Annotated in this window: 23 protein-coding genes and 1 riboswitch; of the genes, 17 read left to right on the top strand and 6 right to left on the bottom strand. The window is 65.2% G+C overall.

The genetic code is table 11. The features are described 5' to 3' along the window. The first annotated feature begins 84 nt into the window (after positions 1–84). Complete coding sequence (locus ACIQTZ_RS10005) at positions 85–1,182, top strand: NAD(P)/FAD-dependent oxidoreductase (RefSeq protein WP_400331203.1); 1,098 nt, start codon at positions 85–87, stop codon at positions 1,180–1,182. Positions 1,183–1,193: 11 nt separating this feature from the next. Continuing rightward, positions 1,194–2,411, top strand: coding sequence for an imidazolonepropionase (gene hutI, locus ACIQTZ_RS10010; protein ID WP_402980013.1), 1,218 nt, complete (start codon positions 1,194–1,196; stop codon positions 2,409–2,411). A 15-nt stretch (positions 2,412–2,426) separates the two neighbouring features. Here hutI and ACIQTZ_RS10015 read toward each other — a convergent pair whose 3' ends face one another. Next, positions 2,427–6,317, bottom strand: coding sequence for an endo-alpha-N-acetylgalactosaminidase family protein (locus ACIQTZ_RS10015; RefSeq protein ID WP_402980016.1), 3,891 nt, complete (start codon positions 6,315–6,317; stop codon positions 2,427–2,429). Between the two features lie 272 nt (positions 6,318–6,589). On the opposite strand from ACIQTZ_RS10015, the gene ACIQTZ_RS10020 reads away from it, so the two are divergent. The 5 genes from ACIQTZ_RS10020 to ACIQTZ_RS10040 are packed head-to-tail and all read left to right on the top strand — an operon-like array spanning position 6,590 to position 11,090. Further along, complete coding sequence (locus tag ACIQTZ_RS10020) at positions 6,590–7,507, top strand: SIS domain-containing protein (RefSeq protein WP_402980019.1); 918 nt, start codon at positions 6,590–6,592, stop codon at positions 7,505–7,507. Positions 7,508–7,516: 9 nt separating this feature from the next. After that, on the top strand, positions 7,517–8,476 hold the full coding sequence (locus ACIQTZ_RS10025) for an ROK family protein (protein WP_402980022.1): 960 nt from the start codon (positions 7,517–7,519) through the stop codon (positions 8,474–8,476). After that, positions 8,473–9,429, top strand: coding sequence for a 1-phosphofructokinase family hexose kinase (locus ACIQTZ_RS10030; RefSeq protein ID WP_402980025.1), 957 nt, complete (start codon positions 8,473–8,475; stop codon positions 9,427–9,429). The genes ACIQTZ_RS10025 and ACIQTZ_RS10030 overlap by 4 nt, the downstream gene beginning before the upstream one ends. Then, positions 9,411–10,265, top strand: a complete 855-nt coding sequence (locus tag ACIQTZ_RS10035; RefSeq protein ID WP_402980028.1) for a class II fructose-bisphosphate aldolase — start codon at positions 9,411–9,413, stop codon at positions 10,263–10,265. The genes ACIQTZ_RS10030 and ACIQTZ_RS10035 overlap by 19 nt, the downstream gene beginning before the upstream one ends. 24 nt (positions 10,266–10,289) lie before the next feature. Next, on the top strand, positions 10,290–11,090 hold the full coding sequence (locus ACIQTZ_RS10040; RefSeq protein WP_400331218.1) for a DeoR/GlpR family DNA-binding transcription regulator: 801 nt from the start codon (positions 10,290–10,292) through the stop codon (positions 11,088–11,090). Positions 11,091–11,093: 3 nt separating this feature from the next. On the opposite strand, the gene ACIQTZ_RS10045 is transcribed toward ACIQTZ_RS10040, so the two are convergent. Then, positions 11,094–11,774, bottom strand: a complete 681-nt coding sequence (locus tag ACIQTZ_RS10045) for a histidine phosphatase family protein (protein ID WP_402980032.1) — start codon at positions 11,772–11,774, stop codon at positions 11,094–11,096. A gap of 62 nt (positions 11,775–11,836) precedes the next feature. On the opposite strand from ACIQTZ_RS10045, the gene ACIQTZ_RS10050 reads away from it, so the two are divergent. Beyond that, positions 11,837–12,604 (top strand): CPBP family intramembrane glutamic endopeptidase, encoded by a 768-nt coding sequence (locus tag ACIQTZ_RS10050; RefSeq protein WP_402980035.1) that lies wholly within the window; start codon positions 11,837–11,839, stop codon positions 12,602–12,604. A 150-nt stretch (positions 12,605–12,754) separates the two neighbouring features. On the opposite strand, the gene ACIQTZ_RS10055 is transcribed toward ACIQTZ_RS10050, so the two are convergent. After that, positions 12,755–13,393 carry a VOC family protein gene (locus ACIQTZ_RS10055; RefSeq protein ID WP_397323870.1) on the bottom strand — a complete coding sequence of 213 codons (639 nt, stop codon included), beginning with the start codon at positions 13,391–13,393 and terminating at the stop codon, positions 12,755–12,757. A gap of 211 nt (positions 13,394–13,604) precedes the next feature. On the opposite strand from ACIQTZ_RS10055, the gene ACIQTZ_RS10060 reads away from it, so the two are divergent. Together ACIQTZ_RS10060 and ACIQTZ_RS10065 are read left to right on the top strand one after the other, a co-directional pair. Further along, a complete protein-coding gene (locus ACIQTZ_RS10060) occupies positions 13,605–14,945 on the top strand; it encodes a bifunctional o-acetylhomoserine/o-acetylserine sulfhydrylase (protein ID WP_402980038.1) in 1,341 nt (446 codons plus the stop codon). Positions 14,946–15,107: 162 nt separating this feature from the next. Next, positions 15,108–15,222, top strand: a riboswitch (SAM riboswitch). Between the two features lie 14 nt (positions 15,223–15,236). Next, positions 15,237–16,358, top strand: a complete 1,122-nt coding sequence (locus tag ACIQTZ_RS10065) for a homoserine O-acetyltransferase (protein WP_402980041.1) — start codon at positions 15,237–15,239, stop codon at positions 16,356–16,358. 37 nt (positions 16,359–16,395) lie between these two features. Here ACIQTZ_RS10065 and ACIQTZ_RS10070 read toward each other — a convergent pair whose 3' ends face one another. Beyond that, positions 16,396–17,556, bottom strand: coding sequence for a winged helix DNA-binding domain-containing protein (locus tag ACIQTZ_RS10070; RefSeq protein WP_402980043.1), 1,161 nt, complete (start codon positions 17,554–17,556; stop codon positions 16,396–16,398). A 2-nt stretch (positions 17,557–17,558) separates the two neighbouring features. Continuing rightward, entirely contained in the window at positions 17,559–18,386 is an 828-nt protein-coding gene (locus ACIQTZ_RS10075; RefSeq protein ID WP_400331235.1) for an SGNH/GDSL hydrolase family protein, read from the bottom strand. Between the two features lie 85 nt (positions 18,387–18,471). On the opposite strand from ACIQTZ_RS10075, the gene ACIQTZ_RS10080 reads away from it, so the two are divergent. Further along, a complete protein-coding gene (locus ACIQTZ_RS10080; RefSeq protein WP_402980046.1) occupies positions 18,472–19,119 on the top strand; it encodes an alpha/beta hydrolase in 648 nt (215 codons plus the stop codon). Here ACIQTZ_RS10080 and ACIQTZ_RS10085 read toward each other — a convergent pair. Then, positions 19,116–19,343, bottom strand: a complete 228-nt coding sequence (locus ACIQTZ_RS10085) for an RNA-binding S4 domain-containing protein (protein WP_400271402.1) — start codon at positions 19,341–19,343, stop codon at positions 19,116–19,118. The genes ACIQTZ_RS10080 and ACIQTZ_RS10085 overlap by 4 nt on opposite strands. Positions 19,344–19,366: 23 nt before the next feature. Between ACIQTZ_RS10085 and ACIQTZ_RS10090 the strand changes: the two genes are divergently transcribed. The 6 genes from ACIQTZ_RS10090 (at position 19,367) to ACIQTZ_RS10115 (ending at position 25,897) form a co-directional block, all read left to right on the top strand. Then, positions 19,367–20,371 (top strand): DMT family transporter, encoded by a 1,005-nt coding sequence (locus tag ACIQTZ_RS10090; RefSeq protein ID WP_402980049.1) that lies wholly within the window; start codon positions 19,367–19,369, stop codon positions 20,369–20,371. 78 nt (positions 20,372–20,449) lie between these two features. Further along, a complete protein-coding gene (locus ACIQTZ_RS10095) occupies positions 20,450–21,835 on the top strand; it encodes a glycine--tRNA ligase (RefSeq protein ID WP_400331243.1) in 1,386 nt (461 codons plus the stop codon). Positions 21,836–21,837: 2 nt separating this feature from the next. Continuing rightward, positions 21,838–22,800 (top strand): GNAT family N-acetyltransferase, encoded by a 963-nt coding sequence (locus tag ACIQTZ_RS10100; protein ID WP_402944046.1) that lies wholly within the window; start codon positions 21,838–21,840, stop codon positions 22,798–22,800. Between the two features lie 214 nt (positions 22,801–23,014). Continuing rightward, positions 23,015–23,857, top strand: a complete 843-nt coding sequence (locus ACIQTZ_RS10105) for an FAD-binding oxidoreductase (protein WP_402980052.1) — start codon at positions 23,015–23,017, stop codon at positions 23,855–23,857. A gap of 48 nt (positions 23,858–23,905) precedes the next feature. Further along, positions 23,906–24,388 carry a BBE domain-containing protein gene (locus ACIQTZ_RS10110; protein WP_402980054.1) on the top strand — a complete coding sequence of 161 codons (483 nt, stop codon included), beginning with the start codon at positions 23,906–23,908 and terminating at the stop codon, positions 24,386–24,388. Positions 24,389–24,463: 75 nt separating this feature from the next. After that, positions 24,464–25,897: a YibE/F family protein gene (locus tag ACIQTZ_RS10115; RefSeq protein WP_400331251.1), complete on the top strand. Its 1,434-nt coding sequence runs from the start codon at positions 24,464–24,466 to the stop codon at positions 25,895–25,897. Positions 25,898–25,952: the final 55 nt, after the last annotated feature.

Below are 25,952 nucleotides of genomic sequence, written 5' to 3' on the forward strand. Positions count from 1 at the left end.
GGGTTTGGTGGATGGGGTGATTCGGTGAGAGAGGGTTTGGTGGATGGGGTGATTCGGTGAGAGAGGGTCTGGAAGGATGGGGGCATGGCTTCGAAGTATGACGTGGTAATCGTTGGCGGCGGGATCGCCGGGCTGTCCCTGGCATCGGCCCTCGCAGGGAAGTGTTCCGTGGCGTTGGTGGAGGCGGAGCAATCCTTGGCCTTCCATACCTCCTCACGGTCGGCGCGCCAACTGATCCCCAGTTACGGCCCTCCGGTGGTGCAGGAACTGACCATCCGGACGCTCGAACTCATGAAGGCCCGCGACGAAAACCTGCCGGAGCCGGTCCTGACCCCGCGCGGATTCATGCTGGTGGGGGACGAAGCAACGGTCAAGGCCGAGGCAAGCGGCAACATGCACAGCATCACCCATGCCGAAGCCCTGGACCTGTGCCCCGCCCTGAAGCCGGACTCGTTCACGGCAGCCGGACTGGACAGTGGCTCATACGGTTGTAACGCACCGCTGCTGTTGGAAGACCACCGCAAGCGTGCCGAAGCAGCTGGCACGGACATCATCACCGGAGCCAGGGTTCACTCGGCGCAGCGCATCGGAAGTGGCTGGGAGGTGGGCGCAGGGACGGAAGGCTTCCAGTCCGCCGTCGTGGTTAATGCGGCAGGAGCGTGGGCTGACGAGCTGGCTGTCATCAGCGGAGTCGAGAAACTCGGCCTGCAGCCGTTCCGCCGGACAGCGGCGATCGTGAACGTGGAAAACCCGCTCGCTCCCCAAACCCCCATGGTGTGCGCGGCCGACGATTCCTTCTACTTTCGGCCCGAAGGCAACCAGGTACTGATTTCGCCGTCGGAGCATGTGCCGAGCGGAGCCGAAGACGCCAAACCGTACGCCGGCGACGTGGATAAGCTCATAGCCAACCTCAATGCCGTTACCACCCTCGGCATCCAGTCCGTGGACCGCTCCTGGACCGGCCTGAGGACAGAAGCCGCCGACGGCGTACCCGTGGTTGGTTTCGACGCCGAGGCCCCGGGGTTCTTCTGGCTGGCCGGGCAGGGCGGGTACGGTTTCCAAACATCGTCCGCCATTGCCGAGCTCGCCGCGGCTCTCATTCTCGGAAACGTCCAGCCCGAGAGTCCGGAATCCCGGACAGCGGAGCAACTGGCAGCAGTCCGTTGGTCCATCCGGCGCTGAACAATAGGGACATGACCGGAACCACACTCATCACCAACATCGGCGAACTGATGACCCAGGACCTGGAGCACCGGGTCCTGAAGGACGCCGCAATCGTGCTGGAAGGGGAGCGGATTTCCTGGATCGGTTCCAGTGCCGAAGCCCCGGCAGCGGACCACCAGATCGACGCCGAAGGCCGCGCCGTCCTGCCGGGCTGGGTGGACTCGCACTCCCACCTGGTCTTCGCCGGCGACCGCACCGCCGAATTCGAGGCCCGCATGGCCGGCCAAAGCTACAGCGCGGGCGGAATCGGCGTAACCACCAACGCCACACGCAGCGTAGGCGATGACGAACTCAGCGCACTGGTCAGCGCCCGGGTGCAGGAAGCCGTCTCGCAGGGCACCACCTACCTGGAGAGCAAGACTGGCTACGGGCTGGACGTACAGAACGAGGCCCGGAGCGCCCGTATTGCCGCTGAACTCGTGGACGAGGTTACCTACCTCGGAGCCCACCTGGTACCGGCCGGCTCCGACCCCGAAGAATACACGGACCTGGTCTGCGGCGAGATGCTCGACGCCGTTCTGCCGTACGTCCGCTGGGCTGATGTGTTCTGCGAAACCGGTGCCTTCACCGAGGCGCAGTCCCGCCGGGTCCTCCAGGCTGCCCGCGAGGCTGGACTGGGGTTGCGCGTGCACGGCAACCAGTTGGGCGAAGGACCGGGCGTGGCTTTGGCAGTGGAGTTCGGTGCCGCCAGCGTGGACCACGTGAATTACCTTTCGGAAGATGACATCCGGGCGCTCGCGGGTACGTGGACGGGCTGGGATGCCGCCACCGGTACCGGCTCCAGGGGCACCGTCGCCACGTGCCTCCCGGCCTGCGACCTCTCGACGCGCCAGCCGCTGGCCCCCGGCAGGGAACTGATCGACGCCGGCGTGCAGATCGCGTTGGCGGCCAACTGCAACCCGGGTACCTCCTACACGAGTTCCATGGCGTTTTGCGTCACGACGGCGGTCCTCCAGATGCGCTTGAGCGTCCACGAAGCCGTCCGGGCGGCGACGTACGGCGGCGCCCTGGCGTTGGGCCGGGAGTCCGGGAACGACGTCGACGGCGAACGGGCGGTGGGCTCGCTCGCCGTCGGTCATCGCGCGGACCTGCACATGCTCAAGGCGCCGTCGGCGACGCACCTTGCCTACCGGCCGGGTATCCCGCTGACGCATTCGGTGTGGCAGGCCGGCCGGCAGGTTGTCTAGGAGCGGGGCAACAGCCTAGGAGCAGGTGAACTTCGCGTCCGCCCAGTCGGCATGGTCGTTGCCGTTGCCGTCACCGGAATCGTTGGCAACGAGGTCCACGTACTGCGCCCCGGTGATGTCCGCCGTCAAAGGCAGGGGAGCACTCGTGGCCCCGAGGACCGGGGTTGTCACCTTCGCTGTTCCATCGGCAACCACGGAGAATTTCACGCTGCCCCGGGTCGCTTGCGCGTCGTCGATCCCCACGGTTGCCGTGAAGGCGCTGCAACGGCCGCCCAGGAAGTAGCGGATGGCGCTGTTGGCATGCGCCCCGAGTCCCTTGGAGTAGACGGTGCCATTGAGCGTCAGCGGTGTGCCGTCACCAGCTCCGGTACCTCCGTTGGACAGGTCCTTCTCCACCGGCCCCCAACCGTTGGTTGCACTCACCCAGGGGTGGTCGCTGGCATAGACGGTGGCCTGCGGCGGCTTGGGGAGGGTCCGCACGGACGTGGTGGTGCTGATGGTCCGCTGGCCCACGGGATCTGCCGTGGTGGTGTACGTTGCCTTTGCCGTGATGGGGTAGTCGCCGTCGGCGGTGGCCGGCGCCGTGATCTTCCATGTCGAGGCCAGGGTTCCCCCGGCGGGGAGGTTGCCTGCCGTGCCCGGGGTGGAGGGAGTTGCGGTCCAGCCTTCAGGCAGTTCCAACGCCACGGACAGGTCCTTGATGGCGGCGGGCTCATCGGAAACAAACGTCGTGACGAAGTCCTGGGCTTTGCCTTGCTGGATCACGTCGCCTTGGAGGGCAGCGGTGAGCTGGGCGCAGGCGGGGACAGAATCGGAGGCGCCGAGGTCCTCCACCAGGAGGTTGTCCAGGGTGACGTCTGACCCGTTGGCGCTGCCGGTGCGCTGCAGGCCCACGAAGTAGTCTCCGCAGAATCCCGTATCGAACACCTGCTCAAAGCGGGTGGTGCTGGTCTTGGCGTCGATCGGCTGGCTTCCCGTCACCGCAGGTCCGGCCGCCGAATCGTATCCCGACACCCAGGCGTATTGCCCGGCCTTGGAGTTCTGGTAGTCGAACGAGACCTTGTACTTGTGACCGGCCTTGAACGGAACGGTTGCCTCCGTGGTGCGGTACACCAGGCCGGGTCCTCCGCTGGTTGCAAGGTTCTCGTCGTGGGCAATCAAGGACCATTGGCCGTCCAGTACTTCGTCGATCACGTTGGTGTGCCAGCCCTTCTGGGTGAAGGGTTCGTGGCGCTCGGTGATGTGCGTCCGGGGGTCGGTGGAGCCTCCGGCGTTGCCTTTCACGAACGGTCCCCAACCTTGGTCAACGTTTTCGAAGTCTTCGCTGAGCACGCCGGTGGTGGCCACCCGGGCGGTCTTCACCGTCCGGAAGTCATCGACGCGCACTGTGGCGTCGCCGTCGTCCGCTTTCAGGGTGATGGTCGCCTTGGTGTTGTTGCGCGGCACGTCCACCAGGACCCGGAGGCGCTGGAACGAGGTGCCGTGTTTTTCGTCCCCTGCCACGAAGTTCTCGGCGTTGGAGGAGTCGATCGTGACGCGCTCGGTTTTCCCGTCGACCGTGACGGAGAGGGTGGTGGGCCGGGTTTTGCCCGGCTGGATTTCCACCCACGCACTAACGGACTGGGTTCCGGCGTCGAGCTTTACTTCCTGGCCGATCGACGACGGCGATGCGCCCAGTTGCGCGAAGCGGCGGCCCTTGTCGTCGCGTACTTGGGTGACGGAGCCGGTGGGGTTCCAGGCCGTCAGGTCGGAGCCGTTGAAGCCGGGATCGGCAAAGACGGTCCCTGAACCGAAGTCGGCTTTTTTGGGAAGTGCGTTGCTCTTGGTTGTGAGGACGTAGGGCTGTTTGGCGTCGGCTGTGACAGTGACCTGGCCGTTGGACACGGGAACGTCGGCAACCTTCACCCGGCCGTTGTCCGTGAGTTTGAACAACTCCAGGGACTTGGCCTTGGCGAAATCCTTGGTCAGCGTCCACGTGGTGGAACCGCCGGCGGGGTTGTAGTGGTAGAGCTTGTCCAGGGTGTTGTTCTCCTTGGAGGACCAGGGGAGCAGGTAGGTGCCCCCGGTCAGCACTGACGCGCCGCCTACGGTGATGTTGCGGGCTTCGGCGGTATTGCCCGTCACGGAAACATTGTCTGCGAGGTCGATCCGGTCAGCGGTCCACTTGGTGATGGGGTGGTGCTGCAGGAACTTGGCGGGCAGGTTGGCCGTCCAGATGTTCTCGCTGAAGGCATTGAAGTCGTTCTGGCCCGTCCAGCCTTCGAACTCTACGATGTGGCTCACGCCAAGTTTGGGATCGGGGTTCCACACATCCGACTGGCTGTTGTTGATGAACCGGAGGATCTGGGAGTTGATGCCCTTGTTGGTGGAGCCGCCGTATTTCTCATCGTTGGCCCAGTGGGACCAGGTGTTGTTCCTGGACAGGTGGTCCGCCCATTCGGACCCGACGCGGAAGCCGTTCTTGACGAGCTCCTGCTGGAGGCGCTCGGCGAGCCAGCCGTACTCGTAGTAGACGTCCACGTAGACGAAGTCCAGGTTCTTGTCCGTGGCCTCGCGCAGTTCCTTGATGCGCTGGGCGAGCTTGCCGGACGTAATGTCCTGCCGTTGGTTGATGTAGTACGACTGGTCCAGCCAGTTCCAGCCAAGCGCCTTGTCTGCCCGGAGAAGATCCTCGCTGAAGGACTTCGCTTCCGGGTAGATCTCGGTGGCGTTGATGTGGACCCCGAAGCTGGCGTTCCAGTCCTTGCCTTCCTTGGCCAGCGTGTTCAGGTCCGCCAGGCCTCCGGCGCGGGTGTTGAAGTTGTTCCCGTAATCGGTGTTGGCGGAATCGTGCCCTTCGCTGGTGTAACCCTTCAGCATGGCCACCTGGCCCAACCCGTCAGTGGCCAGGGAGATCCGTTTGACGTCGTCGAGGGTGCGCAGGAAGGGGTGGGTGGCCTGTGAGGCGAAGTTGAAAGGGATGTGGGTGATCACGTTGTCCGGGGTCTGATCGCCCTTGTTGGCGCTGACCTGGATGGACCGCATGGCGATGGCGGCGTCCTGCCAGTCCACGGCGCCGTCTGCGTTGGCGTCGGTGGTGATGGCCACGCGGGTCCACGGCAGTTCTTCCGTGGCGCCTGATCCTTCAGCGCGGTAAAGCCATTGGCCGCTGGAGATGCCCAGGGAGACTCCGCCCGCACCGTCGGAGACCGCCTGGCGCCAGAACCGGCCGCGGTCCTTGGCTCCGGATCCTGAGGAGCTGTCATAGAGGGCATTGGATTCCAGCGCTGCTCCGAGGGTGGCGGTATTGGCGAGCGCATAGGCCGAGCTCTTCGCCGCTGGATCCAAGGGGGTGGATGCTGTGACAGGGGTAAATTCGTCGCCCGTTACTGCTCTGTCAACTGACAGGTTGGCCGTTGAGACCTGCGCGCCGGGCTGCGTGGAATTCACCGATACGAGGTTCAGGCGGGGGAGTTGCAGAGTCCTGACCACGTGGTCAGGGGAGTCCTTGATTCCCGTGATGTTGAAGGACACCACGTTTTTCTTGACGGAAAGGCGTGCCGTGATGGTGGCGTTGCCGAACCCGGGAACCGTCAGGACGTAATCCATGGCCTCCTTGCCGGAGGTGGTGGAGGTGCCGGTGGCCTCGTATTCGGTGCCGTTGATGGTGATGGTGTGCAGCCGGGCCCGGGAGCCGTCCAGCGAGGCTTTACTGGCGGTATCGGTGTAGCTGAAGACCTGGGGGAAAGAGGTGGACACTTCCACGTTGAGCTGGCCGGACCTCAGGGTGGCGGCACCGGGGCTTGCGGCTTCGGACGAGGGAGCCGCGGTGGCGGGCGGGAGGGCGAGGAAGCCGAGCGAGGAGGAAGCGACGACACAGGCCAAACTCAGCGAGGCGATGCGTCTGGGGGATGACAAGCCGGGCATAGTGCTCCTTCTTGATTATTCCGAGCGAGTAACAATCATGTTCTTCCGGACTCGACAAGCCTGATGCATTGGACAGAAGTTGACAAGAGTTAACGGAATATTCGTGTTTTCGCACAAGTTCTCACATGATTGCTCGTGTGATCGAAGCGGCGTCGAGGATGAGCGAAAGACGTCAGTGCTCGCTGCCGGTGATCCTTGTGAGATTGAAATTGATCGTTTAGTGTTTCTATAGATCAAAAAACGTCATTGCCTGAGCGGGAGTGGAACACACGATGAGCAACAACACCCTGGGTGCCTTCATGGAAGAGGAACTCGAATCACAGCCCGCCGTATGGCAGCGCGCGGTGGAGCAGGCAAGCGCGGAAAACCGTCTCCCGGCGGATGGCCAGCGGATCGCCGTCATTGGATGCGGCACCTCCTGGTTCATGGCCCAAAGCTACGCAGCGGCCCGCGAATCTGCAGGTAAAGGCGTCACGGATGCGTTTGCTGCCTCCGAAGCCTTCCTCAACCACAACAGCACCGGGCGAAGGTACGACGCCGTTGTAGCGATCACCCGTTCCGGCACCACCACCGAGGTGCTGGAGATCCTGGCCGCGCTCAAGGGCATTGTTCCTACCGTCGCGATCATTGGAGACACGTCGTCGCCCATCGTGGACCTGGCCGATGCCGTCATCGGATTGCCCTACGCCGATGAGCGCTCCGTGGTCCAGACCCGCTTCGCTACCACCGCACTGGTGTACCTGCTGGGCAGCCTGGGCATCGACCTCGCCACCGCCATCGCGGACGCTCGCAGCGCCGTCACCGCACCGGTTGAGCAGGAACTCCTGGACGCCGAACAATTCACCTTCCTCGGAACCGGTTGGACCGTAGGCCTGGCCCACGAAGCAGGCCTGAAAATGCGTGAGGCAGTCCAAGGCTGGACCGAGTCCTACCCGGCCATGGAATACCGCCACGGCCCGATCTCCATCGCGGCTCCCGGACGTGTTACCTGGCTTTTCGGCAGCCAGCCCGACGGCCTGGACCAGGACATGGCCGTGACCGGAGCCCTCTACATCCACACGGACAAGCACCCGCTCGCCGAACTCGCCCGGGTCCACAAGGTCACCTTGGAGCGCGCCCGCGTGCGCGGATTGAATCCCGATTTGCCGCGCAACCTGACGCGCTCAGTCATCCTCGACGCGTCGGCCTAGGCCACTGCCATGGTTCTCGGAACCGCGCCCACGGCCGTTTTGGCTTTCGACGTCGGCGGCACCGACATCAAGGCCGGCATAGTAGACGCCTCCGGAAGCGTCCTGGGCATGCGCCGCGTGCCCACCCCCTTGGACCGTACCCACCCCGGGGAAGCAGTCCTGGACCGGTTGGCGGCCCTCGCGGACGAACTCTCGGCCGAGTTCCCGGAGGTGCCTGCGAAAGCAGCGGGAATCATCGTCCCCGGCATCGTTGACTCCACGGAAGGCGTGGGCGTGTACTCGGCCAACCTCGGCTGGCGGGACTTCCCTTTCACTGCCGAAGCCGAAAAACGGCTGGGCCTGCCCGTCGCCTTCGATCACGACGTCCGCTCGGCAGCGGCAGTGGAACACCGTTTCGGGGCATCCCGCCAATTCAGCGAAGTAGTGGTCATGGTGGTCGGCACCGGAATCGCTGCCGCCGTGTTTTCCGGAGGCAAGGCCGTCACGGCTGGAGGATTTGCCGGGGAGTTGGGCCACGCCCAGGTGCCCGACCCGGACCAAGGACCACACCGCTCCACCATCCTCGAAGCGGTGGGCTCCGCAGGAGCCGTCACCAAGCGCTACAACGCGCAGTCCCCGGAACCCGTGGACGGCGCCAGGGAAGTGCTGGTCCGGGCCCGTGCGGGCGAACCCCGCGCGGCCCGGATCTGGCAGGATGCCGTCGGCGCGCTGGCGTTCACCATCTGCCAGTGCGTCAACATCCTCGGCACCGAGGCCGTTGTGATTGGCGGCGGCCTGGCCGAAGCGGGGGATGAACTGCTGGAGCCGCTGCGCCGAAAGATCGACCAGACCCTGGATTTCCAGCGCCGTCCCCGCCTGCTCAAAGCACAGCTCGGCCAGGACGCAGGCCTCCTCGGCGCCGCCCTCAACGCACGGGCCCTCCTGGAACGGAGCGCGTTGGATCGCACCCTTGTGGGAGGCGAGCCGTGAACCGCATCGTCACCGTGACGCCCAACCCCGCGATCGACATGACCTACACAGTCCACGGCATCACCGAGGGCGCAAGCCACAGGGTACCCACACCGTTGAGCCGGGCAGGTGGGAAAGGACTCAACGTAGCCCGGGTGGCCCATCAGACCGGCCACCCGGTCCTCGCTATCGCCCCCACTGGTGGTGCCGCCGGCCAGACCCTGGCCGCCGAACTGTGGACCAGCGGTGTGCCGCACACCCTGGTCAATGTTGCCGCGGAAACCAGGCGAAGCATCGCGCTCGTAGACACCGTTTCCGGCGAGACCTCCATTTTCAACGAGGAAGGCCAGCCCCTCCTTCCCGACGATTGGCGCTCGCTGGCTGCCGCCGTCGTGAAGGCCGTGCAAGGCGGTGACGGCCAGGGCGGGGCCAGCGTGCTTGTTGGGTCCGGCAGCCTGCCGCCGGGCGCGCCGGCGGACTTTTATCCCTCGCTGGTGCAGCTGGCGCACGACGCCGGGATCCCGGCCATCATCGACACGTCCGGTCCCGCGATCATCGCCGCAGCCCGCGCAGGCGCGGACGTGCTGAAACCGAACCATCACGAACTCGCCGAGGCCACGGGGGAGCCAAGCGTCGAAGCTGCGGCGCTCTCGCTCATCGCCTTGGGCGCGCGCACTGTGCTGGTGAGCGCCGGGGCTGACGGCATGCTGGCCTTCGACCACGCCGCCCCCGGCGGCTACTGGAGTGCCCGGTTGCCGGCGCCGTTGAGTGGGAACCCCACAGGGGCGGGCGACGCCGGTGTGGCGGCTGCCGCCGTCGCCCTCGCCGAAGGCAGGACGGAGCCACGTGACATCCTCCGGCGCGCCACCGCCTGGTCCGCTGCGGCGGTCCTCATGCCGGCCGCAGGCGAAATCTCGCCGCGCTACAAGGAACTCGATAAACAACTGATCGTGACATGGAAGGAGACCCGGTGACCCTGGTCAACACGCGGGAGCTCATGGAGAAGGCCGCGGCCAACGGCACAGGCCAGGGCGCCTTCAACGTCATCCACGTGGAAACAGCCGAAGGCCTCGTGGCCGGAGCCGAAGCCGCCGGCGTGCCCCTGATCCTGCAGATCTCCGAGAACTGTGCCAAGTACCACGGGGGGCTCGAACCGATCGGCCTGGCCACCCTGGCGATTGCCCGGGACGCCAACGTTCCGGTCGCCGTCCACCTGGACCACGCCGAGTCCGAAGACCTCGCACTCGCCGCAGTGGACCTCGGTTTCGGCTCCGTCATGTACGACGGCGCCCACTTGCCCTACGACTGGAACGTGGAAGTCACGCGGCGGGTAGCCCGCTACGCCCACGACCGGGGCGTCTACGTGGAAGCCGAACTCGGCAAGGTCGGCGGCAAGGACGGGGCACACGCGCCGGGCGTCCGGACGGACCCGGGGGAAGCTGCTGCCTTCACGGAAGCAACCGGCGTGGACGCGCTCGCTGTTGCCGTCGGGTCGTCACATGCCATGACCGAGCGGAGTGCCGAACTGGACCTGCACCTCATCACCCGGCTGAAATCCGCGGTGGGAAAACCGCTGGTCCTTCACGGTTCCTCCGGCGTCACAGACGAGATGCTCGTAGCTGCGATCGGGGCGGGTATGACTAAGATCAACGTATCCACACATTTGAACGGGTTCTTCACCCGCGCCGTCCGTGAGTACCTCGATGCCTACCCTGCAGTGGTGGATTCCCGGAAGTACCTCAAGGCCGGCCGGGACGCCCTGGTGCTGGAATCTGCACGTATGCTGACGCTGTTCGCCAAAGCGAAATAGCTGGACCGACGCGAAAGGCTTGTCATGACCCGCACCGATCGGCTGACCGCCATCCTGGACCTCCTGGCCGAATCCGGCCATGTGGAAGTCGAGGACATCGTGACGCGGCTTGGCGTGTCTCCCGCAACGGCCAGGCGCGACCTGGACAGCCTCGCCAAGCAGCGCCTGCTCAGCCGGACCCGCGGTGGCGCCACCACTGGATCGGTGGCCTACGATCTCCCCGGCCGTTACAACCGTGACGACCATGCAGAGGCCAAACAGGACATCGCCTTGGCGGCGTCCGCACTGATCCGCCCCGGATCGGTGATCGGCCTCAGCGGCGGGACCACCAACACGGCTCTTGCCCAGTTGCTGTCCACCCGTGAGGACCTGAACGCACCCTCCAACCGGCCCACGCTCACGGTGGTCACCAACGCCATCAACATCGCCTCGCAGTTGGCCGTGCGTCCGAACATCAAGATCATGGTCACCGGTGGCATCCTGAATCCCCGTTCCTACGAACTCGTGGGCCCCTACACGGACGTCATCATGCAGAAGGTGGCGCTGGACATTGCGTTCATCGGCGTCAACGGCGTGGACCCCGACCTTGGCCCCACCATCACCGATGAGGGTGAGGCCATGGTGAACACCGTCATGGCGCGACGGGCCACCGAGTCCTACGTGGTTGCCGATTCCTCGAAGGTAGGCCGCCGCTCGTTCGCCGCGATGGCCGGCTACGAATTCCGGCACCTCATTACCGATGCCGGGATCTCGCCGGAGCACAGGGCCGCCTTTGAATCCAAGGGCACGGAAGTGATCGTGGCTCCGGCGGGGGTCACGGCGTAGGCGTCAGAACAGCATCGGGGGAGCGTCCAGCACGGAGTCGTCCACGTTCCGTGGGACCCACTGGCTGAAGGGTTCATCAAGGACGTACAGCTCGTCGTCTGTCCTGACCAGGGTCCGCAGTTCAGCGTTCCCGGGGTTGTTCAAGGATTCGAAGTACTCCACGGTCCAGTGGAACCAGCGCATGCAGAAGAGCCGCATGGTCAACCCGTGCGTCACCAGCAGCGTGTTCGGCGCGTACGTTGGCTTCTCCCAATGCCGGTACAGGGTTTCCATGAAGGACGAGACGCGGTCGTAGACATCCGAGCCGGACTCGCCCTCCCGGAACCGGTAGAAGAAGTGGCCGTACAGGTTGCGGAGTTCCTTTTGGTCCTCAATGTCCCCGGCGATCTGGAAATTGGCCCAGTCCTGTTCCCGGAGCCGGGGTTCCTCGATGACGCGTTCCACCAGCGGACCAAGGTTCAGTGCTTCCAGGGTCTGGTAGGCGCGCAGGTAGGGGGAAACGTAGACGCAGACCTGCTCTCCGTCGAGCTTGCGGCGAAGCTGCTCTCCGGCGACCCGGGCCTCTTCCACGCCCTTTGCCGTCAGCGGGATCCTGTAGTCGGGCACGCGGTTGTAGATGGAGGTATCCGCATTGGCAGCGGACTGGCCATGCCTGATCATGAAGATTCTGCCGGGGGCGCTCATCCCACCAAGCATAGGGCTGGCCTTCCCGGCAAAGTGGCAGGAACTACGGGCAAGATAGGAACATGCTCCTAGCCTCCCGCCGTCGCCTGCGCGCAGAAGTCCTCATTGTGCTGGGCCTCTCCCTGGGCCAGTCCGCCGTCTATTCGGTGGTGCAGCTCCTGGACAAGCTGACCCGCGCCCCCTTGTCGGAGGCTACGTCCACCCTCAACAGGTCCCAAAGCACGCGTGAATACTTCGACCTTACGTACCAGCTGCTGGACATCCTGTTCGCCCTGCTGCCGGTAGTCCTGGTGTTCTATTTCCTGTCCCTGCACGTCACCGGGGGATCAGCAGGTGGGTCGGCGTTCGCCCGCCTTGGCTTCAACTTCGCCCGGCCCGGCAAGGACTCTCTCCAAGGCCTGGGCCTCGCCGCCGCGATCGGCATACCGTCCTTGGGCCTGTACGCAGTGGGGCGGGCGCTGGGCATCACCACGGCAATCCTGCCCAGTGGATTGGACGCCTACTGGTGGACCGTCCCGGTGCTCATCCTCTCGGCCATACGCCATGCGATCGTTGAAGAAGTGATCGTGGTGGGCTACCTGCTGGACCGGTTCGGAAAGTTCGGCTGGAGCACGCCGCTGGCGATCCTCGTCAGTGCTGTCCTGCGCGGAAGCTACCACCTGTACCAAGGCTTCGGGCCCTTCATCGGAAACGTGGTGATGGGCTTGGTGTTCGCCTGGCTCTACACCAGGACCAAACGGGTCATGCCACTGGTGATAGCGCACGCCCTGTTGGACATTGTGGCATTCGTTGGCTTCAGCCTGTTCGGCAAGGCAGTAGGCCTCGGCTAGCAGGCCCCAACTGGGTCGCATTTGTGCGCGTTTTGAGCGCTCTAAACGCGCACAAGTGCGACCCAGTTGGGAGTTAAAGGTATTCGGCCGCCATCCGCAGGTGACGTCATTGGCACCCGCTGATAGCGGCCGAAGTTTCTTGCAGGGGTGTCAGATGGTGACGGCGCCCGAGGTGGTTTCGAAGGTCACGGACATGATCCCGGGCGTGCCGTGCGGAGCCATCCACTGGACAGCGACGTCCTCAAGTGGCTTTTCCACGGGCTCGCCCAGCCATTCGGTGACACGTTCCGCCGAGCCCGCAATGGTCAGGCTGGACATCTTGACGTCACTTTCATAGACCTTGGAGGGATGCAGGCCGGGATCGCCTTCCCACTTGAGCAGGTACGGTACCTGGGGATCTGCGATCAAGCCGAGGATGCCGATCTGCTGCCACACGAGTTCCCGGCCGTCGGGGAACTTGCGGTTGCCGGGAACTGCGGAACGGCCAAGGCGTTCTTCGAACGGAGCGAGGTCGTCAACGGCGACACACCAGCCCATCCAACCGCCGCCGGCTGCCGAGCGTGCCCGGACTGCCTGGCCGAAGGGTGCCTTATCCGAAGCGGGGTGGTCCAGGACCTCCACCACTTCAAGGTATTTGTTGTCCGCAAGGGGAATGATCATGTTCCGGGTACCGAAGCGCGGGTGCACTCCGCCCCGGACTGCGTCCACTCCCAATGCCGCGGAAATTCGTTCTGTCGTGGCCAGAAGGCCATCTCGTTCACAAGCGTAAGAGACGTGATCCATGCGCATGGCTTCATCTTGGCACTTTGTGATTCGGGTCTCAGCTAAGTCAAGCCTAACCAAGGTGGGATGTTATTGGAGGGCGGCGCGTGGCGTCATGGCGGGACGCCGGAATGACGCCCGAAGACCGAAAAATACTGTCTTCGTCACAAACCTGTGCATTGCCGCGGGGCCTTCCTAGACTGGCCGCAGTTGGAAGCATTCACAATCCACCGAACCCATGCGCCACAAAGAGGAGAACGCAATGTCCCAAGGATGGTCTTTCGAAACCCGCCAAATCCACGCAGGCCAGGAACCCGATTCCGCCACCGGTGCCCGCTCGCTTCCGATTTACCAGACCACGTCCTTTGTGTTCCCGAGCGCCGAGAGTGCCGCCAACCGCTTCGCCCTGGCCGAGCTTGCCCCGATCTACACCCGTATCGGCAACCCCACCCAGGATGCCGTGGAGCAACGGATAGCCAGCCTCGAAGGTGGCCTGGGTGCCCTGCTCCTCAGCTCCGGGCAGGCCGCGGAAACTTTCGCGATCCTCAACGTCGCCGAAGCGGGCGACCACGTGGTGGCCAGCCCCAGCCTCTACGGCGGAACCTACAACCTGCTGGCCCACACCCTGAAGAAGTTCGGCATCTCCGTGACCTTCGTCGAGGACCCGGACAACCTCGAGCAGTGGCGCAACGCCGTGCAGCCGAACACCAAGCTGTTCTTCGGCGAGGTTGTCTCCAACCCGCGCCAGGACGTCCTGGACATTGAGGGCATTGCCAAGGTTGCCCACGAAGCGGGCGTCCCCCTGGTCGTTGACAACACGCTGTCCACCCCGTACCTGATCCGTCCCATCGAATGGGGCGCCGACATCGTGGTCCACTCGGCCACCAAATACCTGGGTGGCCACGGTGCGGCGATTGCCGGCGTCATTGTGGACTCCGGAAACTTCGACTTCGGCAAGGACCCGGAGCGCTTCCCCAATTTCAACACCCCGGATCCCAGCTACAACGGCCTGGTCTATGCCCGCGACCTCGGCAAGGACGGCGCGCTCGGGGCCAACCTTTCCTACATCCTCAAGGCCCGCGTCCAGTTGCTGCGCGACCTTGGCTCCGCGGTTTCTCCGTTCAACGCGTTCCTCATCGCCCAAGGCCTGGAAACCCTGAGCCTGCGCGTGGAGCGTCACGTCGCGAACGCCACCACAGTGGCCGAATGGCTGGAAGCCCATGACGACGTCGAATCCGTCGCCTTCGCGGGGCTGCCGTCCAGCCCCTGGTTTGAGCGTGGGCGCAAGTACGGCCCCCGCGGTACCGGTGCCGTTGTCGCGTTCACCATCAAGGGCGGCGTGGAAGCGGGCAAGCGGTTCGTGGACGCCTTGGAGCTGCACTCGCACGTGGCCAACATCGGCGATGTCCGGTCCCTGGTGATCCACCCGGCCTCCACCACCCACAGCCAGTTGACCGTGGAGCAGCAGGCTGTAGCCGGCGTTACTCCGGGACTGGTCCGTCTCGCGGTGGGCATTGAGCACGTAGATGACATCATCGCCGACCTTGAGGCGGGATTCCGCGCGGCCAAGGGCGCCTGACGCCGGATCTGCCGTGAAATACGGTGGCGCCACCCGGCCGACGATTATTCGCCGGGCGGCGCTGCCGGGTGCTCGTTCATGAACGAAGATGCTCCAAACCGTCACACAGCTGTCACATTCTTCGCCAGAACGGCTGTGTTCTTCCTAGACTCTTACGTATTAGGTCATGAGTGCCAGTGACAGCCCCGGCTTGCTGGCCGGCAACCCTCCTCCGCGGTGGGGTGCCCCGGGTGAGGACCTGGCCTGCCGCATGAAAGGCGGTGGGCAAGCGCGAGGTTAGGTGTCAAAGGAATGACCATTACTGCTACAGCCCTTCCCACATCCGAGGAAGCAGACGGAACCCTCAAGTACGCCCACGTGGGCCCGCTGGAACTCGAAGCCGGCGGCTTCCTTCCCGATGTGGTGTTGGCCTACGAAACATGGGGCCAGCTGAACGCCGATGCCTCAAACGCCGTGCTGGTGGAGCATGCCCTGACCGGTAGTACCCACGTCGCCCGCGGCGCCACCGATGAAGACGGATGGTGGGAGCAACTGGTAGGGCCAGGTGCCACGATCGATACCGACAGGTTCTTCGTCATTTCGATCAACATCGTGGGTGGTTGTAACGGCAGCACCGGGCCGTCGTCAGCGGCTCCGGACGGAAAACCGTGGGGTTCCCGGTTCCCGCTGGTCACCCTCCGGGACACCACCGAGGCTGAGTCCCGCCTGGCCGATGCCTTGGGAATCCGCGCCTGGCACTCCGTACTGGGCGGTTCCATGGGAGGCGCCCGTGCGCTCGAATGGGCTGTGACTTTCCCGGAGCGGGTCAAGCGCTGTGCGGTGGTGTCCGTGGGTGCCTACAGCACCGCAGAACAAATCGCCTTCGCCCAGTCGCAGACGCTCGCCATCCGCCAGGACCCCAACTTCAACGACGGCGACTACTACCAGGGTGCCGCGCCGGAGGCCGGCCTCGCCCTGGCCCGGAGGATCGCCCACATCACCTACCGCTCCGCCTTGGAATTGGATGTCCGTTTCGGCCGCGAACCGCAGCACAAGGAAACCCCGCTCGCCGCAGCCATCCTGGGGAAGCGCGGCCGGTACCAGGTGGAAAGCTACCTCGACCACCAAGGCACCAAGCTGGTGCGGCGCTTTGACGCCAACAGCTACATCGCCATCACCGAGGCCCTGATGAGCCACGATGTCACGCGTGGGCGGGGTACTTTGCAGGAGGCCCTGGGCCGCACGACTGCCGAGTTCTTTATTGCCGCCGTGGATACGGACCGGCTCTATTTTCCGGCCCAGTCCAAGGAACTCGCCGACGCGTTGCCGGGTGACGTTCCGGTGCATGTGATCGAGGCTCCCATCGGCCACGACGGCTTCCTCACGGAGATCGGGCAACTCTCGGCGCAGTTGCGGGAGTCCTTCTTCGCCTGAGCGGGGTACCGGGCAGGCTGTCCAACGGGCATTGCCGTCAGGCCAGCCTGGCTTCCACGCCCAGGAACCGGCCATAACGGTCCACTTCGGCTTCCAGTGCCCGCTGGACGGCGGGCGTGGCGGGCTGGTTCAGGCGGATATCGAGTTCGCAGGTGCCACCGGCGAATGCGTGGCGCCACCAGCCGGCCAGCCTGCCATCCAGCAGGACTACGTGCATGGGGCCGCCGTTTTCCGGGAAGTAGGGTGCCACCCCGCCGAGGTAGTGCCGGGACTGCGAGTAGCCCATGACGTACTCGTCGTAGCACTGGATGAGGTCCACGCGGGGGAGTGCGGCGTCCGGATCTGAGCCGACCTCCCGGGCGGCCCCGGTCCGCTCCAACCCGGCAACATCATCTGCTGCCAGGTGGAAGTCCAGCCCGTCGAGCGGAAGCGAGGCCAAGGCCCCAGGGGCAACGTCGGCGGCTACCTCGAGCCCACGTTTCACGTCCTTCATGGTCAGGCCGGACCACGCCGAGCAATCCTTGACCGTGGCCGGTCCACGGCTGGTGAAGTACCGCAGGGCCAACTGGCCCAAAGCCTGGTCCCGTTCATCGGCGTCCAAAGCGTCAGGTCCAGGCTTGGGTACCCGTTCCCCGAACAGCGCGTACGTCTGCTTGAGGGCACCCCCGGCCGAGCGGATAGGTTTGCCGCTGACCAGGATCCGGCTGATTTCCGCATGCATGAGGTGGTACACGAAGCCGAGTCCCTTGCCCGGGAACCCCGCGTCCTCCAGGACCGCGGAGAGTTCCTCGCGGGTCTTATGGGCGCCACCCGCAACTGCTTCGGCGAGGAGGCCGGAGCTTCGGGCGGCTGAGGCGGCATCGACCCCCGTCTGCCGGTACATGCCTTTGTTTCCCTGATGCAGCCGTTCCCCGGACAGGCCCATCAACCAGCCGAGGTCGTCGCGGTGCACAAAGTGCCAAGTGGGCCGGAGGATGTGGGTCCGCAGGATGGTGCCGTCTGCCACGAGTTGCTCCACATCCGCAGCGGAAGCTTCGGGAGTCCGCTGGGCCAGGGACCAGCGCGCGTAGGGAAACTCCTGGGCTTGGACAGCGAGGAGGTTGCGGACTGCTTCTGATGCCGTCGGAGCCAACGGAGCGCGGAGGTGCTGGCGGCTCAGTCGGAGGCGAACGACGTCGTCTGGCTCCAAGGCGACCACGCCTAGCCGCGCGGCAATCCGGTGGCGTTGGGCCCGAAGACGGGTCCCGGCGTCGGACGTTTTGGCGTGATGCCGTCGCCGGAGGACTGGTGCCGCAGGCGGCGGATCACCCAGGGGACGAAGTATTCGCGCGCCCACACGAGGTCCGAAGAGCGGGCTTCCCGCCAGGTCCGGGGCGGGAGGGGCTTGGGGACGAGGGGTTCGAGCGTGTGTTGGACGTTCAACGCCTCCAGCACCATCATTGCGATGGTGTGGTGGCCGAGGGGCGAGAAATGCAGGCGGTCCTCGTCCCACATCTGCGTGTCGGCGAGCTGCCGCAAGGACCACATGTCCGCGACGATGGCGTCGTGCCGGGCGGCGACGGTCCGCAGGTTCTCGTTGTAGATGGCCACCTTGCCGCGGATCCGGCTGAGCACGGAAGAAGCTGTGTCCGGGCCGTTGAACAGGACCACCGTTGCCCCGCCCGAGCTGAGTTCCTGGACGGCTGCGTCCAGCTTCTCGGCCAGGAGGTCCGGATCGCCACCAGGCCGGATGAGGTCGTTGCCGCCTGCCGATATGGAAACGAGGTCCGGTTGCAGTTCCAAGCACGGGCCAACCTGCTCGTCCACGATCTGCTGCAGCAAGCGGCCGCGAATGGCCAGGTTGGCGTACGCGAAATCGTCGTGGCCGCGGCCGAGTTCTTCGGCCACCCGGTCCGCCCAGCCACGGAAGCCTCCGGGGTTCTGCGGCTCGGGGTCGCCAATGCCCTCGGTGAAGGAATCTCCCAGCGCCACGTAGCGGCTCCAAGGATGCGTTTGGATTCCATCGCCTGGCGTCACCAATGAACTCATTCTTCCTATCCTGCCTTGTGGACTCGTGCCTGCGAACCTACGCCACCGTAGGTTGTTACCCATGGGTAACTGCAAGAATAGACCCATGACTGAAGCCGTTGCATTCCCCGCGCCCGTTGTCCTGTGGTCCCATGACGAAACCGAAAGGGCGGGAAAGCCGCTCCTGGTCTTGCTCCACGGCTACGGATCCAACGAGGACGACCTCTTCAGCCTCGCCGGAGTCCTTCCCGAAGGCTTCGTAGTGGCCTCCCTGCGCGCCCCCATGCCCATGGGCCCGGGCTTCACGTGGTTCCCGCTCACGGCGTCCATCGACTACTCGCTCGATGCCGTGAAGCTGGCGGCCGAGTACGCGTTGGAGTGGCTGGACACCGTCAAAGCCAACCACTCCTCGGTGACGCTGCTGGGCTTCTCCATGGGCATGGCCATGGCAACCACCATGCTCCGGTACCGGCCCGCGGACTTTGCTGCCGTCGTCGGGCTTTCAGGCTTCGTGATCGACGCCGGTGCCGACGCCGCCTTCCGCGACGCCGAACTGGACGGTTCCGTGCCGTTCTTCTGGGGCCGCGACCAGCAGGATCCCGTCATTACCCAGGACAAGATCGAGTACACCATGGGCTGGGTGCGCCAGCACGTGGACCTCACCAAGGTGCTCTACACGGGCATGTGGCACGGGATCAACCAGCAGGAGATCGGGCACGTGGGCGAGTTCCTCACCCACAAGGTCCTCAGCTAGGAGGCAGCGATCCGGACCGTCTGGCCGTTGACGGTTACGGTATCGCCGGCGTGGAGTTGGCGGCCGCGGCGTTCTTCGATGTCGTCATTGACCTTGACCAGGCCGTTCTTGATGAGCTCCGTGGCTTCCACGCCGTCCTCAACGAGGTTGGCGAGCTTCAGCAGTTGGCCGAGGCGGATCATGTCGTCGCGGATGGGGATTTCGTCGATTTCGGGGTTGCTCATACAGCAATGATGCCTGAAGTAGTGTGGTGACAGTGCCGCACCCTACCCGCCGTTCCAGCCTTCCGCTTGCCCTTGGCCTGCCCCTCGCCGTCCTGACGGGGCTGGTGCTCCCGGTCCAGGGACGCATCAATGGAGCGTTGGCTGGCACCCTGGACGACGGCATCGCCGCCGCGGTAGTGAGCTTCACCACGGGCCTGGTGGTGATCGCCGCGATTTCCTTGGCCACCCCCAAAGGCAGGGCGGGGCTGGCGAGGATTGTTCCCGCGGTCCGTGCGCGCAGCTTTCCGCCGTTCTACGTCATGGCCGGCGCCGTAGGAGCCTTCTTCGTCTTCGCCCAATCATTCACCGTGGGCCTCCTTGGTGTGGCGCTGTTCACGGTGGCGTCCGTGACGGGTCAAACGCTCAGTGGCCTGCTGGTGGACCGGCTGGGCATTGCCCCAGGCGGCAAACGGTCCCTTACCGGGCTGCGGGTCCTGGGCAGCGTGCTCACCGTTGCGGCCGTGGCGTGGGCGGTTTCGCCGCGCTTTGGCGGCTTGTCCGACGTCGGATCGCTGCTTTTGCCGGTTCTTCTGCCTCTCTTGGCGGGTTTCCTGATGAGCTTCCAGCAGGCCATGAATGGAACAGCCACGGTGCACTACGGCACACCGCTGGCAACCACCCTGGTCAACTTCCTGGCCGGTTCGGTGGTGCTGTGGATCGCCTGGCTGGTCAAGGTTGCGGTTGCCGGGGCCGGAAATCCCTTGCCCGCGCAATGGTGGTTCTACCTTGGCGGCCCGCTGGGTTGCGTGGCGATCGGCCTCGCGGCGCTGCTGGTCCGCAGCCTCGGCGTCCTGGTCACGGGGCTGGGCATGATTGCCGGCCAGTTGGTGGGTTCGTTGGTGCTCGACGTCGTGATCCCCACGTCCGGGACGGTGGTCGCCTTGCCCACGGTGCTGGGTACGTTGCTGACGCTAGCGGCCATCATTGTGGCCACGCTCCCATGGCCCAAAGGATCCTTTGCCGGAAGGTCGGCCGCCAAAGGCCGGTAGGCTAGGACACGCAGCTTCCTGCACAGTTCAAACCACCGCGGACCGCACCCAGCGGCCCTGTAGAAATATGGAGTACCCATGGCAGCAAAATCCGTCCTCGACCAGGTCATTTCCCTCTCCAAGCGGAGGGGATTCGTGTTCCAGGCCGGTGAAATCTATGGTGGCTCCCGCTCCGCGTGGGACTATGGCCCCCTCGGCGCGGAACTGAAGGAAAACATCAAGCGCCAGTGGTGGCAGAGCATGGTCCGCGGCCGCGAAGACGTGGTTGGCCTGGACTCCTCCGTGATCCTGCCCCGCCAGGTATGGGAAGCTTCCGGCCACGTGGAGGTTTTCTCCGATCCCCTGGTGGAGTGCCTTTCCTGCCACAAGCGCTACCGCGCGGACCACCTTGAGGAAGAGTACGAGGAGAAGAAGGGCCGCCCTGCCGAGAACGGCCTGGCGGACATCGCCTGCGCCAACTGCGGAACCCGCGGCCAGTGGACCGAGCCGCAGGAGTTCTCCGGCCTCCTGAAGACCTTCCTCGGCCCCGTCGCCAGCGAAGAAGGCCTGCATTACCTGCGCCCCGAGACCGCGCAGGGCATCTTCGTGAACTTCAACAACGTGCTCACCACGTCCCGGAAGAAGCCGCCGTTCGGCATCGGCCAGATCGGCAAGTCCTTCCGCAACGAGATCACGCCCGGAAACTTCATTTTCCGTACCCGTGAGTTCGAGCAGATGGAGATGGAGTTCTTCGTCGAGCCCGGCACGGACGAAGAGTGGCACCAGTACTGGATGAAGGAACGGATGGCCTGGTACACGGGCCTGGGCATCCGCGAAGAGAACCTCCGCTTCTTCGAGCACCCGTTGGAGAAGCTGAGCCACTACTCCAAGGGCACCACGGACATCGAATACCGCTTCGGCTTCCAGGGCTCCGAGTGGGGCGAGCTTGAGGGCATTGCCAACCGCACCGACTTCGACCTCTCCACCCACGCCAAGGCCTCCGGCACGGACCTGAGCTACTTCAACCAGGCCACCAACGAGCGCTACACCCCGTTCGTGATCGAACCCGCAGCCGGCCTGACGCGTTCCTTCATGGCGTTCCTCATCGACTCCTACACCGAGGATGAGGCCCCCAACGCCAAGGGCGGTGTGGATGTCCGTACGGTCCTGAAGCTGGATCCGCGCCTGGCCCCGGTCAAGGCTGCCGTACTTCCGCTGAGCCGCAACGAGGACCTGTCCCCGAAGGCCAAGGCCCTTGGCGCCCAGCTGCGCAAGAACTGGAACATCGACTTCGACGACGCCGGCGCAATCGGCCGCCGCTACCGCCGCCAGGACGAGATCGGTACGCCCTTCTGCATCACCGTGGACTTCGACACCCTCGAGGACCAGGCCGTCACCATCCGTGAGCGCGACACCATGAGCCAGGAACGCGTCTCCCTGGACAAGGTGGAAGCGTACCTGGCGGCCCGTCTGATCGGCGCCTAGGCGTGGCATTGGAATACCGCGAATGGAAGGAAGGCGACGACCTCGCCCTCCTGGAGATCTGGGGCGACCCGGAAACCCTCCCCGCGGAGCAGTTCCGTGCTGCCTTGGCGCCTTCCGGCAACCAGCCGTGGCGCCGGTGCATCGTGGCCGAGGACGTGGTGGACGGTGTCCGCATCCCCGTGGCGGCCGGTGTGGTCCACGAGGCCTCCCTCCATCCTGAGCGTCTGTGGGCCTACATCGAGGTGGCCAAGGATCATCGCCGCAGTGGAATCGGTGCCACCCTCCTGGCCATGCTCCGCGCGGAAGCCGGGAACGCGCCGTCGGGCGTTTCCGCGCTGCGCAGCAAGGTGGAGCCGGGCACGCCCGGGGCCGCCTTCGCCGAGGCGGCAGGGCTGGGACCCATCCAGCGTTCCCAGCTGGTGGTGGTGGACCCCGAGCCACTGAAGCTGCCAAGGTTCGGAGACGGCTCCGAGGAGGCCGCCGCCGAGCGTGTGGAGGACCTGGCCACCGGGTCTGTGGAACTGAGCGACGTCGTGGGCCGCTACTACTCTGCCGTGCACCACTGGGACAGCCCGGGGGAGCTCAGCATCGCCACGGTGCAGCGTCTCTTCCTGCATGACCTCACGGGGGCCCACGGTGCGATTGTCCTGCGCGCACCCAAGGCCAGTGCTTTCGGTGAGGGCGTGCCGGCATCCAGGAAGGGCAAGATCCAGGCGTTCGCCATCAGCTACGCCCAGGGCAACACCGGGGAGCCCTCCGACGTCTTCCTGGGGCACGATCCCCAGTTGGCGCCGGATGACGCGGAAACCGCCGTGCGGGACCTGCTGGCCCTCATCGCCTACCAGCACCCGGTGCTCCTGGAAGTCGATGAGTCCATGGCCGCCCTGCGTGGTGTCCTGAAGCCGCTGCTGGGGTCAGGCAAGGCGCACGTACGCGGCGCGGACACCCTTATTGTGAGCGATTGAGCGGTTACCGCCCGGATTGCGGATCCCGCCGGCACCACGATTTCGTGGCGCCGGCGGGATCCGCTGTTTAGCGGCCGGCAGCGGGCAAGCAAAAGATGCTTGACGCCGCCACCGCGCAGGAGTAGGCATGACGACGTAAACCCCCACGCCGCCGTAGCTGGAGGGAAACGGCGTGGGAACATCCCGGTCTCACATTTCTTATTGGTGGTAAACCATGAATGGAATAGCCCTTGACGGGCTGCGGGAACAGTTGCGCGGCCAACTCATCACTCCGGAAGATCCCGAGTACGATTCCGCGCGGTCCGTTTTCAACGCGATGGTGGACAAGCGTCCGGCGGGTATTGTCCGCGTCGCGCAAGTGGCAGATGTCATTGCCGGCGTGAACTTCGCACGGGACAACGGCATGCCGCTCGCCATCCGTGGCGGCGGGCACAGCGCCCCCGGGTTCGGGACCTGGGATGACGCCCTGGTGCTGGACTTCGTGAACCGCACGGGTGTCCGCGTGGATCCGGAGGCCGGAACGGCGAGGGCGGAGGCGGGAACCACGTGGGCGGACTTCAACCACGCCACCCACGCGTTCGGCCTTGCGACCACGGGCGGCATCGTGGGCTCCACAGGGGTTGCCGGCCTGACCCTGGGCGGTGGCATCGGCTATCTGGCCAGGAAGTTCGGCTTGTCCTGCGACAACCTGGTGTCCGCGGATGTGGTGACCGCCGATGGCTCGTTCGTGGTGGCCAGCGAGGACCGCAACGAGGATTTGTTCTGGGCCCTGCGAGGTGGCGGGGGAAACTTCGGCGTGGTGACCTCCTTTGAATTCACGCTCCATCCAGTGGACATGGTCCATGCCGGGATCGTCATTTACGGAGCCGAGCACTCGGACACCGTGGCGCATTTCTATCGCGACTACATCGCCACGGCCCCCGAGGAATTCGGCGCCTTCCTGGGCTTCCACCAGGGCCCGCCTGTGCCTTTCCTCCCGGAGGAATGGCATGGAAAACCCGTCTGCGTGGTGGTGGGCATGTGGACCGGGGACGCCGTCGAGGGACCATCGCGGTGACAGCCGTTCCTGGACGCCGCCCCCGTGGCCGGATCCATGGTGGGACCCATGCCCTACCCGGCGCTGAACGTGGCCTTCGACGGACTGAACCAGAAAGGCATGCAGGGCTACTGGAAAGCCAACTTCCTCCGCGAACTCAATGACGGTGCCATCGGGGCGCACGCCACCTTCGGCTCCACGGTGACCAGCGTCAACACCTCCGTCCACGTCTACCCGATCGACGGGGCCGTCTCCAGGGTGGGAGTCCAGGACACAGCCTTCGCCAACAGGGACATGAAGTTCTCTCCGGTGATCGCCACCCAGTGGGTGGACCCGGCGGACAATGACGCCAACATCGCGTGGGCGCGCAACTACGCCGAGGCTTTGGCACCCCATTCCGAGCGTGGCGGGTACATCAACTTCATGGACTCCGAGGACCAGCAGCGCGTCAGCGAGAACTATGGGCCCAACTGGGTCAGGCTGGTGCAGATCAAGGGAAAGTACGATCCCGGCAACCTCTTCCACGTGAACCAGAACATCAAACCTGCCTGAGGCCGGGATAGCGCCGGGGGCGTCGAGTGACCGTGGCTTGGCCGCGTAGGGTTGAGGCATGAGGTTTAGCTGCTGATGGGCCACGGCCACTCCCACGCCGACAGTTCCGAGCCGACTCCTGAAGCCATCGCATCACGCAAGCGGGCCAACTGGCTCCTGGCCGGCGTGCTGGTTCCGCTGGGTGTCCTGACTATCGTTGCCATGATGCTCATGTGGCCTTCCGGCAGCCGCGAAGGGATTTCGTTCGCGAGCCCCTACCAGGCCGCCCCGGGCGTCACGTTCGATACCGGCAAGATCCAGCGGGTGGTGCAGGAAAGCTGCACCCAAACCGGCCAGGCGGATTCCAGCCAATCCGGAAGCACGCCGGCCGGTTCCGAGTGCACTTTCGCGTTCACCGAGCCGGACAAGGGCGGCGAACCCGTCAAGGTAGTCATCAACCCGGACGTCGCCAAGTCCCATGGCGTGGATGTGGGTGACAACATCCGCTACCTCAACCTCTCCGGTGTCCAGGGGGCAGCGGCAGGCAGCGGCTCGCCGTCGTACGTGTTTGTCGACTTCGTGCGGAACGTTCCCATCGCGCTGCTGGCCGTGCTCTACGCGGTAGTGGTCATCGCCGTGGCGCGGTGGCGTGGCTTCCGGGCCCTCCTTGGTTTGGTGGGAGCCTACGCGGTCCTGGTCAGCTTCATCCTGCCCGGCCTGGTGGAAGGCAAACCCCCGCTGCTCCTGGCGTTGGTGGGTTCCACGGTGATCATGATCGGGGTGCTCTACTTCGCGCACGGCTTCTCGGCCCGGACGTCCACGGCATTGCTCGGAACAATTTTCGGGCTGGGCATCACGGCGCTGCTGGCCGCCTGGGCCACTGACGCAGCCAACCTCGCCGGCGTCGGCAACCACGACGCCGCCACCCTGATCAATATGTCGGACAAGATCTCCATTTCCGGCATCATCCTGTGCGGCCTCATCATCTCCGGGCTGGGCGTCCTGAACGACGTCACCATCACGCAGTCTTCGGCAGTGTGGGAACTGTACGAACTGGCGCCCAACACCAGCGCCCGCAAGCTTTTCACGTCGGCCATGCGGATCGGCCGGGACCACATCGCCTCCACGGTCTACACCATCGCCTTCGCCTACGCGGGCGCCGCGCTGCCCATCCTCATCATCGTGATGCTCTACGACCGTCCCCTGGCCGAAGCCTTGACCAGCGCCGAATTGTCCGAGGAAGTCATCCGGACCCTGGTTGGTTCCATCGGCCTGGTCCTCGCCATTCCCGTCACAACGTTCATCGCAGTGCTGGTGGTCAAGGCCACGGGCCTGAAGCGTGGGGAGGGATCCTCCGCCGTAGGCCTGGACGATGTTGCCGATGCCGGCGCGCTCGCGGCCGCTGCCGCCGTCGTGGGTTCCGAACGGGACCACGCGAACGACGCCGGCCACCGCACCGGGACTGCGGGGCAGGCCCGGCCGGGGAGCCGGCGGGCCAGGCGCGAAGCCGAACGTGGCACCGACGAATAGCCCATGACATTTGTCATCGCTGACTGGTGACACCCGGTAGAAGTGCAGGAGCTTG

This window comes from Paenarthrobacter sp. NPDC090520, from assembly GCF_044769205.1.
In the GTDB taxonomy this organism is placed as follows: domain Bacteria; phylum Actinomycetota; class Actinomycetes; order Actinomycetales; family Micrococcaceae; genus Arthrobacter.